This window comes from Streptomyces sp. NPDC055506 (assembly GCF_053643595.1).
In genome coordinates, this window is sequence record NZ_JBSHKH010000108.1 from 13,834 (window position 1) to 28,407 (window position 14,574).

17 protein-coding genes and 1 tRNA gene are annotated in these 14,574 nt (G+C 68.7%); 16 read left to right on the forward strand and 2 right to left on the reverse strand.

The genetic code is table 11. The annotated features are described in order from the left end of the window. The first annotated feature begins 228 nt into the window (after positions 1-228). Genes ACWIF2_RS30815 through ACWIF2_RS30825 form a run of 3 tightly spaced genes read left to right on the forward strand, consistent with a single transcriptional unit; the run spans position 229 to position 2,177 of the window. Positions 229-1,047 (forward strand): adenylate/guanylate cyclase domain-containing protein, encoded by an 819-nt coding sequence (locus ACWIF2_RS30815; protein ID WP_454364126.1) that lies wholly within the window; start codon positions 229-231, stop codon positions 1,045-1,047. Positions 1,048-1,057: 10 nt separating this feature from the next. Further along, a complete protein-coding gene (locus ACWIF2_RS30820) occupies positions 1,058-1,639 on the forward strand; it encodes a hypothetical protein (RefSeq protein WP_454364127.1) in 582 nt (193 codons plus the stop codon). Positions 1,640-1,667: 28 nt separating this feature from the next. After that, positions 1,668-2,177, forward strand: a complete 510-nt coding sequence (locus ACWIF2_RS30825; RefSeq protein ID WP_454364128.1) for a hypothetical protein — start codon at positions 1,668-1,670, stop codon at positions 2,175-2,177. A 330-nt stretch (positions 2,178-2,507) separates the two neighbouring features. Here ACWIF2_RS30825 and ACWIF2_RS30830 read toward each other — a convergent pair whose 3' ends face one another. Next, entirely contained in the window at positions 2,508-2,972 is a 465-nt protein-coding gene (locus tag ACWIF2_RS30830; protein WP_454364129.1) for an NUDIX hydrolase, read from the reverse strand. 18 nt (positions 2,973-2,990) lie between these two features. Here ACWIF2_RS30830 and ACWIF2_RS30835 point away from each other — a divergent pair, with 18 nt between their 5' ends. The 11 genes from ACWIF2_RS30835 (at position 2,991) to ACWIF2_RS30885 (ending at position 10,463) form a co-directional block, all read left to right on the forward strand. Continuing rightward, a complete protein-coding gene (locus tag ACWIF2_RS30835; RefSeq protein WP_454364130.1) occupies positions 2,991-3,770 on the forward strand; it encodes a GntR family transcriptional regulator in 780 nt (259 codons plus the stop codon). 138 nt (positions 3,771-3,908) lie between these two features. Then, the gene (locus ACWIF2_RS30840) at positions 3,909-4,265 is read left to right on the forward strand and encodes an SCO3933 family regulatory protein (protein WP_454364131.1); all 357 of its coding nucleotides are present in this window, start codon (positions 3,909-3,911) and stop codon (positions 4,263-4,265) included. 2 nt (positions 4,266-4,267) lie between these two features. Next, the gene (locus ACWIF2_RS30845) at positions 4,268-5,623 is read left to right on the forward strand and encodes an FtsK/SpoIIIE domain-containing protein (RefSeq protein ID WP_454364132.1); all 1,356 of its coding nucleotides are present in this window, start codon (positions 4,268-4,270) and stop codon (positions 5,621-5,623) included. Between the two features lie 84 nt (positions 5,624-5,707). Next, on the forward strand, positions 5,708-5,911 hold the full coding sequence (locus tag ACWIF2_RS30850; RefSeq protein ID WP_454364133.1) for a hypothetical protein: 204 nt from the start codon (positions 5,708-5,710) through the stop codon (positions 5,909-5,911). Continuing rightward, entirely contained in the window at positions 5,911-6,615 is a 705-nt protein-coding gene (locus ACWIF2_RS30855; RefSeq protein WP_454364134.1) for a DUF2637 domain-containing protein, read from the forward strand. The genes ACWIF2_RS30850 and ACWIF2_RS30855 overlap by 1 nt, the downstream gene beginning before the upstream one ends. A 63-nt stretch (positions 6,616-6,678) precedes the next feature. Then, positions 6,679-6,870 (forward strand): mobile element transfer protein, encoded by a 192-nt coding sequence (locus ACWIF2_RS30860; protein WP_454364135.1) that lies wholly within the window; start codon positions 6,679-6,681, stop codon positions 6,868-6,870. Between the two features lie 12 nt (positions 6,871-6,882). Continuing rightward, complete coding sequence (locus tag ACWIF2_RS30865; protein WP_243380681.1) at positions 6,883-7,038, forward strand: hypothetical protein; 156 nt, start codon at positions 6,883-6,885, stop codon at positions 7,036-7,038. 23 nt (positions 7,039-7,061) lie between these two features. Continuing rightward, positions 7,062-7,379, forward strand: a complete 318-nt coding sequence (locus ACWIF2_RS30870) for a SpdD-like protein (protein WP_454364136.1) — start codon at positions 7,062-7,064, stop codon at positions 7,377-7,379. An 89-nt stretch (positions 7,380-7,468) separates the two neighbouring features. Continuing rightward, positions 7,469-8,875: a replication initiator protein RepSA gene (repSA, locus tag ACWIF2_RS30875; protein WP_454364137.1), complete on the forward strand. Its 1,407-nt coding sequence runs from the start codon at positions 7,469-7,471 to the stop codon at positions 8,873-8,875. Beyond that, positions 8,872-9,069: a helix-turn-helix transcriptional regulator gene (locus tag ACWIF2_RS30880; RefSeq protein WP_261678779.1), complete on the forward strand. Its 198-nt coding sequence runs from the start codon at positions 8,872-8,874 to the stop codon at positions 9,067-9,069. The genes repSA and ACWIF2_RS30880 overlap by 4 nt, the downstream gene beginning before the upstream one ends. Then, complete coding sequence (locus ACWIF2_RS30885) at positions 9,069-10,463, forward strand: tyrosine-type recombinase/integrase (RefSeq protein WP_454364138.1); 1,395 nt, start codon at positions 9,069-9,071, stop codon at positions 10,461-10,463. Before ACWIF2_RS30880 ends, ACWIF2_RS30885 begins: the two co-directional genes overlap by 1 nt. Before the next feature lie 181 nt (positions 10,464-10,644). On the opposite strand, the gene ACWIF2_RS30890 is transcribed toward ACWIF2_RS30885, so the two are convergent. Further along, a tRNA-Arg gene (locus ACWIF2_RS30890) sits at positions 10,645-10,717 on the reverse strand. Between the two features lie 321 nt (positions 10,718-11,038). Between ACWIF2_RS30890 and ACWIF2_RS30895 the strand changes: the two genes are divergently transcribed. After that, positions 11,039-12,646, forward strand: a complete 1,608-nt coding sequence (locus ACWIF2_RS30895; protein ID WP_454364139.1) for a dynamin family protein — start codon at positions 11,039-11,041, stop codon at positions 12,644-12,646. Between the two features lie 3 nt (positions 12,647-12,649). Then, positions 12,650-14,512 carry a GTP-binding protein gene (locus tag ACWIF2_RS30900; RefSeq protein ID WP_454364140.1) on the forward strand — a complete coding sequence of 621 codons (1,863 nt, stop codon included), beginning with the start codon at positions 12,650-12,652 and terminating at the stop codon, positions 14,510-14,512. Positions 14,513-14,574: the final 62 nt, after the last annotated feature.

The following is a 14,574-nucleotide window of genomic DNA, read 5'->3' on the forward strand; positions in this document are numbered from 1 at the left end:
TTCTGGCGAACGGGTCCCGCCTTGGTGAGTTCGAGGCAGTCACCCGTTGGGAATGGTCCGAGCGAAGCCGAAATCATCCATTCCACTTACCTGCGAGTAGGTAAGGCAACCCATTCCTTCCTTGCGGGGGATGTGGTTTTCCCTTCTCATGGATCGCGAAGGCAGGCGTACAATCGGAAATGCTCGGGCTGGTGATCACCATGCCGGACGTTTGCATGGAGGTCAGTAGTGCAGGTATGGACAGGTCAGCAGGGTCAAGATCAGTTCGCTCACGACGCTTTTAATCGATATCGCACGCTCACGGCCTCCGCCGGGACGGTATCTAAAGAGGCTCGTGCCGCAGCAGCTACGTCGCCTTCTACGGGGCACACCGATTTCGAGCACCTCGGCTTGGGGGAGAGTGGGTATTGTTACGGCGTAACCGCCTTCATTGACCTCGTCTCGTTCACGTCTCGAACCTTTTGGGATTCGCCTGAGTCGGTACTCCGCCTGAACACCGCCGTCATGACTCAGATCGCGCTAGCCGTCCAGGATTTCGGCGGCTATGTGCTCGGTTTTCGAGGCGATGGCGTCTTCGCATGTTTCGGTGATCCAAGGGTTCAGGACCATCGTATTTCGGCGGGCGTTGCTGTGACGGCATGCGCCTTTGCGCTCGACGCTACGAGGAATGCGCTCAACTCTCTGCTCAAAGCGTCAGGAATGCGGCCGGTACAGGTTCGCGCAGGTGCAGATTTCGGGAGGCTCGACTTTGTGCGCATCGGAAGTGAGGTCGCTAGCGAAGTGAACGTTGTTGGCTTCAGCGCCAACTTTGCCGCCAAATGTGAGAAGTACGCGCACTCCTGGGAGGTGGTTGTAGGGGAAGAGCTAGCTCGCCTTCTTCCCGATGATGACTTGTGGCGCCATGACAAGTCCCCGAAGCGATACACCAGAGACGATGAGACCAAATCCTATGACTTCTATCAAGTGAAGTGGGGTTCGTACATTCAACACATCCCAGGCATCAGAGAAGCCCTAGCTGGCAGACCGGTCAGCGCCATTCGTTACTAATGGAGACATCATGAGTATTCCAACCCTGCTCCGTCATGTCGGCATCAATGCGCCGCGCTCCGTGACCGTGGACGGTCGCATCGTTTTGGACGGAGCCCACACGGTAAGTCAGCCTATTACCAAGATGGAGCCTCACAGGTTCCACGGAGGCGAAGATCCTTCTCCGGTTCGTTCCGAGTTTCAGTCGGCCTGGTGGAACACAGACCCGGCGGGAAGGCAGAGCGATGTAGAGGCTATGCGTGCCGCTTTTCCGGCGTTTACTCTGGTCGACGACGAAGGGGACTACTTCTACTTCGGTGAGATCAATACTGGGCGTGGAGTGTTTCCGGTAGCGGTCTTCCCGCAAGTCAACAAGTCGCTGCCTTCGGTTCGAACTACACGTCGGCTCGGACGCCAGGAAGGAAAGCGCTGGAAGAAGCCGCCGCACCTCTACACCTCGGATGCCCTGTGCATTGCCGGTGCAAGTGACTGGAACCCTGAACGCCACAGCACGGCCACTGCGGTAGCCTGGGCGGCCCACTGGTTTGCCGCTTACACTGAATGGCGTATGCGCGGGTTCTGGCCGACGGATGGTTATGGTGAGGTTGCGTAGAGCGGGATCGCGTAGGCATCAAGCCATCGTGCCTGACGAGTCGCCGGTGAATCACGACCCGGGTGAGGATGTACGCTTCACACTGGAGCAGGTCGGAGAATGGATCCGTTCAGCTGATACAAAGGCGGGTCTGCTGGCGCCGACTCTCGCGCTGCTGATGAGCCCCGCCTTCGATGCTTTCAGTAAGAAGCAGCTTACTGATTTTCTTGATTCGCCCCGCAATTTCATCGGTACTTCGCTCTTCGTGGGATTCGGTCTGACCTTCGGCATGGCTGCTTTCTTCGTGGCCAAGATTCTGATACCTAGAACTCAGCATGCGGTACGCAGTTCGCGGTATTCATGGCCATGGCTCTGTGAGACTGATTTGCACGTTCTGACTTCACTAAGCCCTTTGGAGTCACGTGAAGAGGCTTGGGCGCAGGCGAAAAACCTTGCGCAGATTGCTCATTGGAAGCACAAAAATTTTAAGTTGGCGCTCCGCGCCACGATTGCGAACGCAGTCTTTCTGATTGCTTGGCTATTCGTATCCGCGTGGTGACGCGTATAGGTCGGTGGAGCGGCTTTGGGCTGGAGCTGATTTGGCGCGAGTGATCATGGCCCATTACGCTAGCCCGCGGATCGGGCAGGTTTGTGAGCTGCCCGTTAGTGCCCGATTTTGGGCCATGATCTTCGAGGCTCGCGCCAAATTGGCTGCCTAAAGCCGTGGAGCCGACCGGCCTCAGCCATAGAGGGTTTCTCCTACCTCTGCCCTCATGCACGCAGCGCGCTGCCGGGCGCGGCCAGCCGGGGCGGAGACAGGAGGCAGGCCGCGCCGCAGAGGCGGCGCGCGCCCGCGCCGTGCGCGGGCCTTGATGAAGTAGAGAAAGTCTTATCCCGCTGGGATGAGGCGCTTCCCGTCGTGGCTCCGCACGTGGGGGCCGTTGCCGTCCAAGGCGTCCAAGAGTCTGACTGCGAAGACCTCGGACATGCGCTCGCTGACCTCGTCGGGTGTAAGCCACGAGACGGCCGTGGACTCGCTTGAGGTGCGTTCGGTGCCGCCCGAGGGCTTGCAGCGGAAGACCAGGGCTACAACGCCGCGGGTCAGGTTCTTGTAGACGCCGGTCAGTTCGTCCACCTCGACGTGGATACCCGTCTCCTCCAGGACCTCGCGGGCCACGCCGGCCTCGGGCGTCTCGTCGAGTTCGAGGATGCCGCCGGGGAGTTGCCAGGTGCCGTTGTCGGCTCGGCGGATAGCCAGGAGGCGGCCGTCCTCGCGCACTACTACTCCGGCCACGGATACGGAGTGCAGGGGGGACGGTGTCGCTTCCTGTGGTTGACTCATGTAGAGGAGCATAGGAGGCAGGGAAGGACTATGGGAACTGCTGCTGGAGGGGTCGGTTCCGGGCCTCGGTACGTGCAGATCGCGGAAGAAATCGTGCAGCAGATCCGGGCGGGGGTTCTCAAGCCTGGTGACATGGTGCCGAGTGAGTCCGAGCTGGTGGAGCGCTACGGCGTTTCCGGCGGGACGATCCGTAAGGCCATGGTCGAGGTCCGGGGGAGTGGGCTGGTCGAGACCCGGCACGGCAAGGGCTCGATCGTGAAGAACCGGCCTCCCGTGCGGCACCGCTCCTCCGATCGCTTCCGGCGCTCGCTCCGGCAGGGAGGGCAGGCGGCCTACCTCGCGGAGTCCGCCCAGTCCGGCGCCACCGCCAAGGTCAGCGTCCTGTACATCGGGCCCATGGAGGCGCCCGAGGATGCCGCCGAACGTCTGGGTGTCCCCGCCGGCTCGCAGGTTCTGGCCCGTCGGCGCCTCTACTTCCGCAACGGCACCCCGGTCGAGACCGCCTCCTCCTACCTCCCCTGGGAGGTCGTGAAGGAGATCCCGGAGCTGTTCGCCGAGAACCCCGGTGGCGGTGGCATCTACGCCCGACTCGAAGAGCACGGGCATGAGTTCGCGGAGTTCGTCGAGACGCTGCAAGCGCGGCCGGCCTCCAAGGCGGAGGCCTCGGAGCTGGCGCTGAGCCCGGGTGCGCCGGTGGTTCACCTGGTCCGTGAGGCCCGTACGACCGCGGGGCTCGTGGTCGAGGTCTGCGACACGCTCATGGCCGCTGACCAGTTCGTTTTCGAGTATCGGATTCCCGCCGCCGACTGACGCCCGCTCAACTTCCCGCAACCCGTCACGAGTTCTTCTTCGTGGCGGGTTGACTCATGTACAGGAGTGATGCACTCTTCTTCATGTTACTCATGTACATGAGTGACGAAGTCCAGCATCTATAGAGGAGTGATCTCTGTGCGTCAGATCCCCGTCGACACCGCCGGTGCGGTCGTGATGGTTGCCAAGTCCCCGCAGGTCAAGGTCCGTGACCGTCGGACCGGTGAGGTCGCGACCGACATGGAGACCGGGGCGAAGCTGATGACGGTCGACGTGATGTTCGCGGCCAACGAGGAGGTGGAGATCCTGTCCGTCACCGTCCCGGAGCCCGGGATCACCGGCGAGCTGTCCATGGGCACGCCGGTCGCGCTCACCGGCCTGATCGCCCGGCCCTGGGAGAACGACTTCAACGGCCAGAAGCGGCACGGCATCGCGTTCCGCGCGATCGCGGTCACCTCGCTCGCCGACGCCGCCGCAGGGTCCAAGGCGGCCTGATCATGACCGCCTTCACGGTCACCCTGGTGCTGGTCGCCGCCGCCGTAGGACTCCTGCGGTGGCGGCGCCCCGCCTGGTACTGGTTGACCTTCGGGGTCACGCTGGCCGTGGTGCGGGTCCTGGCCCGGTACGGCTCGGTCATGGACGCGTGTGGGCTGACCGTTCCGCCTGCGCGGTGGCGGCTCGCCCTGGCCCGTGCCACCAACCGGCCGTTACCGGAGTCCCGTTCCCCGCGCATCCTGCGGCTGCGTCCGACTCGTACCGGCCTGGTCCTGCGGCTCAAGCTCCGGCCCGGGCAGGACGCCTTCGACCTCGCTGCCGCCTCGGACCGGCTCCGGCACTCGTTCTCGATGTACGGCGTGACCTCGCGTGAGCTGCGCTCTGGCGTCGTAGAGGTGCGGATGACCGGCTACGACGTGCTCAAGCGGGTGCAGATGCCGGCCGAGACCGAGACCCGGCCGATGCGTGTGCCGGTCGCTCTGCGGCAGGACGGCTCAGTGCACTACCGCGACTACCGGGCGATACCCCACGCCCTCACCCTCGGGGCCACGGAGTCCGGCAAGTCCGTCTACCAGCGCAACCTGGTCGCCGGACTCGCTCCGATGGACGTCGCCCTCGTCGGCATCGACTGCAAGCAAGGGGTCGAGCTGTTCCCGCTGGCCCGCCGGTTCTCCGCGCTGGCCGACGATCCCGACGCCGCCGCCGAAGTGCTCGATGCGCTCGTGGTTCGGATGGAGCGCACCTATCAGCTCATTCGGGCCCAGCAGCGGATCGCCGCTGACGTGCCCGATGCGGAGATCGCCGCCGACATCTGGAACCTGCCGACCGATCTGCGTCCTGTCCCGGTCGTGGTCCTGGTCGACGAGGTTGCCGAACTCGCCCTGTACGCCAATAAGGAGGAGGAGAAGCGCCGGGACCGCATCATCACTGCCCTGGTCCGCCTCGCTCAGCTCGGCCGCGCGGCCGGCATCTACCTCGAAATCTGTGGACAGCGCTTCGGCTCCGAACTCGGCAAGGGCATCACCATGCTCCGCGCCCAGCTCACCGGCCGTACCGCCCACCGCGTCAACGACGAGACCTCCGCCAACATGGCCTTCGGCGACATCGCCCCGGACGCCGTCCTCGCCGCCATCCAGATCCCGGCCGAGAAGCGGGGGCTCGCCATCGCAGGCGACTCGACCGGAGGGTGGCACCGCATCCGTGCCCCGCACACCTCGCTCCGGCAGGCCGTGAACATCTGCAACCGGCACGCCGACCGGACACCGGACCTGCCCGAGCTGGCACCGTACCGGCCCGCGCTCTCCGGCCCCGCCGACGCTCCCTTGCGGCCGACCGAGCCGTCCCCGGCCACCGCCTGATCCCTCTCACTCCCACCGGTCGGCGTGACCGCCTTCGCGCCAAGTCCCTACCCCCGCCATGCCCAAAGACAGGGAGAACCCGCCATGTGCCCCAACTGCGAGGACTTCGCCCGGACCGTGCTCCTGCTCGGCCAACTCGCCCTGTACGCCGACATGCCCGGCGCCGACCTCGACTTCGTGGAAGCCGTCAGCCGGTCCCTCGCCGTCTCGCTGCCCGAGCCGCCGCCCGGGATGTTTCCGGAGGGCTACGACTCGGACGGTGGTCCCGCCTCCGCGGGTGACTGCTGATGGGCGCCCGCCACGGTCTCCGCGTCGACGCGGTGCTGGTCCAGGCTGTGATCGCCGGTGCTCTGTCCTTCGCTCACCTGCACGATCTGGCCGCCGCTGCCGGACAGGACGGCTGGAAGGCGTGGGCCTACCCGGTCAGCGTCGACCTGCTCCTGGTGGCCGCCTGGCGGCGCCTGCGCAGTGAGGGACCGTCCCGGCTGGCCTGGTGCTGGTTCCTCGTCGCGCTGTTCGCCTCACTCGGCGCCAACGTGGCCACCGCCGGGTTCCTCGACCTGAACGACCCGCCCGCCCTCCTCCGCCTCGGCATCGCCGGTTGGCCTGCGGTCGCCTTCCTCGGCGGCACGCTCCTTGCACACTCGGCAGCTGCGGGGTCGGAGCCGGTTCCGGCGGCACCCGTCGCGGACACGTCGGACGCTGAGCCCCCGACCGAGCAGCCGGCACCGGACGCCCAGCGTCCTTCGGTCACGGAAGCCATGCCCGAGCCTGATGCGGCCCCCGCCCTCGCCACGGCACCCGTCCCTCTGGCTCCGGATCCCGCCGCGGACCCGGCCCCTCAAGTGCCCGCCGTCCTGGTCGACCACGCCCGCAAGGTCGCTGACGAGTACCGCGCCCGTACCGGCGCCCCGATCGACACCGACACCCTGCGCTCCCGCCTCGGCGTCCCACCTCACCTTGCCGACGCCATCGCCGCCCGCCTCGCCTGACCGCTGCCGGTGTTCGCTCCGGCTCTCCGGCCCCAACCACGGCCCGAAAGGGGACCCACTGACATGCCCGCCCGCGACCACTTCCACTCGGTGATGCACATCGGCCCGGTACAGATCGGCACCCACCGCGACCGCAACGGCCAGACCAAGCACGCCGCCGTGTGCACCGCCGACCGATGCGGCTGGTCCTCCGACTACGGCAGTCAGTCCGCCGCCCAGCTCGCCGCCCGCACCCACCGCTGCCGCATCCGCTAGGAGGCCACCGTCATGCAGGTCCCGCTCTGGCTGGCGCTGCTCGTCGTCGGCTACCTCGGAGTCAAGCTCATCCGGCCGCCCGCCTGGCTCATCGCCGTAATCCTGCTCGGCGGCTTCCTTCTCGCCGACAGCGTCCTCGCCCCGGCCATCAACGCCCTCGTCAAGTAATCCGCCCGCGAGAGGAGACCACGATGTTCCGCCCGAAGAACCCCACCATGCCCACGCCGACGGGCCTTGGCACCCCGCCCGCCGTCGTCGAGTCGACCACAGTCAGCCCGACCCTAGAGACCCCGCCGGCCGCCCCGACGAGTCCGACGCCGTCCCGGCCCTCGATCCAACTCACCCCCGGCACCGCGCTCGCCCTCGTCGGCGGCGGTACAGCCGTCGTCCTGGTCCTCGGCGCCGTCCTGGTTTCCATGCTCCTGGCGGTTGCCATCACCGGCGCCTCGGTCGCTGTCTGCGCGGTCGTCCTGCGCTCCCTGCTCGCCTCCGAAGCTAAGCGACGCTGACCGGCCCCCGGGCGGCCTCGATACCGCCAAGCATCCGCCGCCCGGGCGCCGTCCCTGTCCGATCCGAAGTACCGGAAGGAACACCCAGCATGGCCCACCGCGCCTCACCCTCAACACCGAGTGCGCCCACGCCAGACACATTGCTCGACCCGATCACCCTCGGGGACGTGCTCCGGGTGGCCTCGGCCTCCGACTACACCCGGTGGGAAGACCAGGTCCGCCGCACCGGCGGCTGCTCCGACCCCGTCCACCTCACCGGCTGGGTCCTCCAGAAGGACAAGACCACCGGCGAGACCCTGCACCACTACTCCACCGCGAACGAGCCGGGCGGACGTCTCCGCCTCGCCTGCGGCAACCGCCGCGCATCCCGTTGCCCGGCCTGCGCCTGGACGTACGCGGGGGACACCTACCACCTCATCCGCGCCGGACTCGCCGGAGACGACCGACGCGACATCCCCGCCACCGTCCGCGACCACCCGCGCGTCTTCGCCACCCTCACGGCTCCGTCGTTCGGCCCGGTCCACAACCGCTCCGATCACGGCACCTGCCGCTGCGGCACCTCGCATGCGTCCGACGCCCCGGAGCTGGGCACTGCCCTCGACCCGGACACCTACGACTACGCGGGCGCCGTGCTGTTCAACAACCACGCCGGACAGCTCTGGCAGCGCTTCACCACCCGACTCCGCCGCGAACTCGCCGCACGCGTCGGCCTGCCCCGCCGGGAACTCGCCGACCACCTTCGGGTCTCGTACGGCAAGGTCGCCGAGTTCCAGAAGCGCGGGGCCCTGCACTTCCACGCCGTCGTACGCCTCGACGGCCCGGAGGGGCCCGGGACGCCGCCGCCCACCTGGGCCACGGTCGACCTCCTCACGGACGCGCTCCTCGCCGCCGCCGCGCATTCGTACACGTCGGTCTCGGTCCCGGCTGCCGGTGACCAGCCCATCCGGACGTTCCGATGGGGCCGGCAACTCGACGTGCGCCCGGTAAGGGCCTTCGGCGACGGCTCCGACATCACCGAACAGGCCGTCGCCTCCTACGTCGCCAAGTACGCCACCAAGGCCGCCGAGAACACCGGCACCCTGGACCGCCGCATCGGCGAACTCGCCGAACTCGACCGCCACCAGGTCCCCGACCACACCCGGCGGCTCATCACCGCGTGCCGCGACCTGGACCGCCTCTATCCGGACCGGCGCCTGTGGGCCTGGGCACACATGCTCGGCTTCCGCGGCCACTTCTCCTCCAAGTCGCGCACCTACTCCACCACCCTCGGCGCCCTCCGCCAGGAACGCGCCGACTACCGCTCGACCCAAGAACGAGAAGCCCTCGGCCTCGACGACCGCGAGCCGGACACCGTCCTGGTGCTGTCGGACTGGCAGTACGCCGGCCACGGCCACTCGCCGGGTGAAGCCGCCCTCGCCGCGACCATCGCCCGCGACCTCAAGACCAACCGCGAGACCGCCCGCGACGCCCTCCTGACCGAAGGGAGTACGGAATGACCACGGCCATCCGGTCACGCACCATGCTCACCCTCGCGGAGGTCTGCGAGGAACTGGGCGTCTCGCGCTCGACCTTCTACGACTGGCGGGCCAAGCGTCGCGCACCGCGCTGCATCAAGCTCCCGAACGGCGACCTCCGGATCCGGCGGAGCGACCTCGACCACTGGCTCGACGACCGCGAGGACGCCGCCTGATGGAGACGACGTACGACGTGAAGGTCTACAAGATCCTCACCTATAAGGGGGCCCGGAAGACCACGTACACCGTGCGTTGGGTGGTCGCGGGGAAGCGCTGGCGTGAGCCCTTCGACACCGTTGCGCTCGCCGAGGGTTTCCGCTCCGAACTCATCCGGGCCACCGGCAAGGGTGAGGCGTTCATCATCGCCACCGGACTCCCGGTGTCACACCGCTCCAAGTCGGCTGCCATGACCTGGTACAAGTTCGCCGTCGAGTACGTGGATGCCCGCTGGTCTCAGCTCGGCGGCAACAGTCGCAAGAACATGGCCAAGACACTGACGGCGACCACCATCGCGCTGCTGCGAGCCAAGCCCACCCAGTTCGCACCTCCGGCCGTGCGCACCGCTCTGCGTGAGTGGGCGTTCAACACCAACCGGCGCCCCGACGCACCCCGAGACGTGGTGGCCATCCTCCGATGGGTCGAGCGGAACTCTCTGCCCGTCTCGGCCTGGGAGGACCCGGAGAAGGCCGACCAGGTCCTGCGCGCCATCGACACCCGCCTCGACGGCAAGCAAGCGGCGGCCTGGTCCCGCAAGCGCAACCGCCGGATCCTCAACGTCGCCATGAAGTACGCCGTCCGGCGGCGCATCCTGCGGACCAACCCGCTCCCCAAGGGGAAGGAGTCGACGGCCGCCGTGAAGACCACCAACGCCGTGGACAAGCGATCCCTGCTGAACGCTGAGCAGGCGGCAGCGATCCTCGACTGGATACGGCGCCGGCCGCGCGGTGGTGAGCGACTTCACGCCTTCTTCGCCACGCTGTACTACTGCGGCCCACGTCCCGAGGAAGCCGTGGCCATGCGCGTAGAGGACGTGACCCTGCCCGAGCTCGACGCCGCCGACCAGTGGTGTGAGCTGCTGATCCACACCGCTACTCCCGAGGTCGGAAAGCAGTGGACCGACACGGGGGAGATCCACGAACAACGCGACCTGAAAGGCCGTGCGGAGGGCGAGACCCGCACTGTCCCTGGACATCCCGCCTTGACCCGCATCCTTCGCCAGCACATCGAGGGCGAACAGCTCAAGCCTGGTGACCTGCTGTTCCAAGGCGAGTCGGGCGGCATCCTCGCCGGTTCCGTCATCCGCCGGGCATGGCGCAGCGCACGTAAGGCCGTACTGCCCCCGCACGTCTTCGAGTCGCCCACCGGACGGCGCGTGTACGACAACAGGAACACGCGCCTGACGAAGTGGCTGAACGACGGGATCCCACCCGCCCAGGTGGCCGAGTGGGCCGGGAACAGCGTTGCCGTGCTCCTGGCGACCTACGCCCGATGCATCGAGGGCCAGCTTCCTGACCTGAAGAGGCGGCTCGAAGCTGCTGGAGATCTCCCCGAGCGGCCGTCCGCCGACTGACCTCGCGGCCCGCAGAAACTTCGACACGTATTCGACACGGCCACCCGCAAAAACCCGGTAACAGCCGGACAGCCCCGGAGCCCGCCCTTGATCATCGGGAGGGCGTCCGGGGCTTCACCATGCCGCCTGGCATGCACCTTGACCAGCAAAAAGCCCTCCCCAAAGGGAGGGCGGAGACTTGCGCCCCCGGCAGGACTCGAACCTGCGGCCAAGCGCTTAGAAGGCGCCTGCTCTATCCACTGAGCTACGGGGGCCGGGTGTGGTGGCCTCTGTCTTGGTGCCCTGGTGTGGGCTGATCCGTGACGTTGCCGGGGACAAGGATAGGGCTCCCGCGTCCTTGCCCCTGTTGCTTCGCCTCCGTGGCTCGATGTGGAGGTTCGGTGAAGCGGTCCTGATAATCGCAGGCAGGTACGAATCGTGCACCGCTTTTGGCGTCAGAGGCATCGGGTGTTGTGCACTCGTTATGCCTGGAGTGTGCCTGTGTCCCAGTCGCCCCTTCCATCCCTTGTGTCCTGTCGGCGCGCAGACATGCTCATATGCTTCAGAATTCCCCTAAAATTGGGCATTCTTCACATGTGGTGACCTTGGACGTAAGGCCTCAGCTGCTCGACGCACTCTCCGCCCTGCGCGACCGTGTCGCCGCCGCACGCTTCCCGCTGCCCCTGGCGGGGGCCCCACGCGCGCGTGCCAACCGCGACGAACTGCTCGCGCAGCTCGACGACTACTTGGTGCCCCGGTTGCGGGACCCCGAAGCACCGCTTCTGGCCGTCGTGGGCGGATCCACCGGAGCCGGGAAGTCGACGCTGGTCAACTCCCTCGTGGGGCGACGGGTCAGCGAGGCCGGCGTGCTGCGGCCGACGACCCGGACCCCCGTACTGGTCTGCCATCCGGAGGACCATCACTGGTTCGGCGGGATGAGGGTGCTGCCCGACCTCACGCGCGTGTGGGCACCCCAGCAGAACCACACGGACGACCTGCTGCTCCCCGGCGAGGACCCCGCGCGGGTGCTGCGCATCGAGAGCGCCGAGACGCTGCCGCCCGGCCTCGCCCTGCTCGACGCGCCCGACATCGACTCCCTGGTCTCCGACAACCGTGTCCTGGCCGCCGAGCTCATCTGCGCGGCCGACATCTGGGTCATGGTCACCACGGCCGCCCGCTACGCCGACGCCGTGCCCTGGCACATGCTGCGCACCGCCAAGGAGTACGACGTCACCCTCGTCACCGTGCTCGACCGGGTGCCCCACCAGGTGGTCGCCGAGGTGTCGCGGCAGTACGGGGCGCTGCTCACCAAGGCCGGTCTCGGACATGTGCCGCGGTTCACCGTGCCCGAGCTGCCCGAGTCTGCCTTCGGCGGCGGCCTCCTGCCGGTCAGCGCCGTAGCCCAGCTGCGCACCTGGCTGATCCACCAGGCCCAGGAGCCGCAGGCCCGGCAGCAGGTCCTGGCCCGCACGGCGTACGGCGTCCTCGACTCGCTCAAGTCCCGGATGCCCGAGCTGGCCGGCGCCGCAGCCGCGCAGTACTCGGCCGCGCTGCGGCTCACCAGCGCCGTGGAGGGGGCGTACGACAGCGAGCACAAGCGTGTGCGGGGCCGGTTGCAGGCCGGTGCGGTGCTCGCCGGGGACGCGCTCAAGCGGTGGCGTGCCTTCCCCCTGGACTGCACCGCCGGAGAGCTCCTCGACGCGCTCGTGGAGAGCCTCAGCGCGCTGCTGCTGTGCGCCGTCACCGCCGCCGACGAACGCGTCGACGACGCCTGGCGGCGCGAACCGGCCGCGGCCGCGCCGGAGCTCGCGCCGCGCGATTCCGCGGCGGAGAGCGCCGAGCACCGGATCGGGCTGGCCGTACGGCGGTGGCGGCGGGAGCTCGAGGAGTACGCCGAGGACGAGGTGGGCGAACTCGAGCGCAACGTCGCGCCCGACCCCGAGCTGGTCGCCGCCCTGGTCGCCACCGGCCTGCTGGGCGGCCGCCGGGGCCGGATGGCGGGGGAGGGGCTCGCCGAGCGGATCGGCGCCCACGGCGCACTGCGCCTGCGCGACCGCGCCGGCCGGCTGCTCACCCAGCACGTCGACCGGGTCCTGTACGCCGAACGCGAGCGCCGGCTCGCACCGCTCGACGCGCTCGACGTCCACCCAGAGCACCAGGCCGAACTCATCGCCGCGCTGTCCGTACTGCAGAAGGAGAGGTGACCGGTGACCGCTGTCACTGACCAGGACCACACCGAGCACGCCGATCAGCCGGGCGACGGGGACAAGGCAGGATCCGCCGGGAGCCCCTCCGCGCGCGCCTCTCAGGCTGCCCAGCACGCGCGCGTGGGCAACGACCCCCACGCGCGCGTGCAGGACGCCTGTACGGACTCCACGGGCGCCTGGGACGACGGGCTCATCGCGCGCCGCGTCAACGAGATGCCGGACGGAGGACAGTTCGCCGTCGCGGACAGCAGGTCCGCCGCCCCGCCCGCGATGAGACCACTGGTGTACGACGGGGTGTTGCGCTCGCGCCTCGAAGCGCTGCGCGAACTCGTGGGGCTCTCCCGTACGCGGCTCGACAGCAGGACGCTGTCGGAGGCGGGCCGGGTGCTCGACGAGGCGTCCGCACGGCGCAGGCTCTCCGGGCAGCACACCGTCGTCGCCATCGCGGGCGCCACCGGCAGCGGCAAGTCACAGCTGTTCAACGCGCTCGCCGGCGTGGCCATCTCGGAGACCGGAGTACGCCGTCCCACCACCGCGGCGCCCATCGCGTGCAGTTGGAGCGACGGGGCGGCGAGCCTCATCGAACGGCTCGGCATCCCGCCCCGGCTGCGCCGGCGGCCGCTGCCGACCGCGGACGCGGAGTCCCGGCTGAACGGGCTGGTCCTGATCGACCTGCCCGACCACGACTCGGCGGCCGTACAGCACCGCGAGCACGTGGACCGCATCCTTGCGCTCGTCGACGCGGTCATCTGGGTCGTCGACCCGGAGAAGTACGCCGACGCCGTCCTCCATGAGCGCTATCTGCGACCGATGGCCGCCCACGCGGAGGTCATGTTCGTGGTCCTCAACCAGATCGACCGGCTGCCCGGGGAGGCCGCCGATCAGGTCCTCGACGATCTGCGGCGACTCCTTGACGAGGACGGCATCGCCCTCGGCGAGTACGGCGAACCGGGTACGACCGTGCTCCCGGTGTCCGCGCTCACCGGGGAGGGCATCGGGGACCTGCGTGAGGCGCTCGGCCAGTTCGTAGGGGAGCGGGGGGCGCCTGCCCGCCGTGTCTCGGCCGATGTGGACGTCGCGGCGGGGCGGCTGTGGCCCGTCTACGCCACCCGGCGGCGGACGGGGCTCAGCGAGCAGGCCCGGGAGGAGTTCGCTGACCGGCTCGCCGACGCGGTGGGCGCCACGGCGGCGGGCGAGGCGGCCGAACGGGCGTGGCTGCGCAACGCCAACCGCGCGTGCGGTACGCCCTGGCTGCGGTTGTGGCGCTGGTACCAGGACCACGGCGAGGCCACCACGGGCCGGCTGCCCTCGCGCACGCAGGCCGACGAGGAGGCGACCGCGCGACAGCGCGTCGAGCAGGCGGTCCGTACGGTGGCCGACCGGGCCTCGGCCGGGCTGCCCGTGCCCTGGGCGCAGGCGGTGCGCGAGGCGGCCGTCCGCGGTTCCCAGGGGCTGCCCGAGGCGCTGGACGAGCTGACAGTCCGCGCGGGAGTGCCGACGGGGCGGCCGCCGCGCCCGGGGTGGTGGCCGGTGGCTGTGCTGTCCCAGGCCTCCATGACGATCCTTCAGTTCCTGGGCGGCCTGTGGCTGCTGGGCCAGATCTTCCAGGTCATGTCGCCGAACCTGGGCGTGCCGGTGCTGCTGATGGTGATCGGCATCGTCGGCGGTCCGCTGGTCGAGTGGAGCTGCCGGATGGCGGCCCGTGGCCCGGCCCGTCGCTATGGCCTGGAGGCGGAACGCCGACTACGCAAGGCGGCGGCCGGGTGCGGAAGGGCCCGGGTGCTGGATCCGGTGGCGGCGGAGCTGCTGCGGTACCTGGAGGTGCGGGAGCAGTACGGGAGGGTGGTGGGGGCCGGGCGTTGACAGCGAGGGCGTGGCGGCTGTGACGGGCCGCATGCGCGGGTACGGCGAGGGCGGCGCCCGGT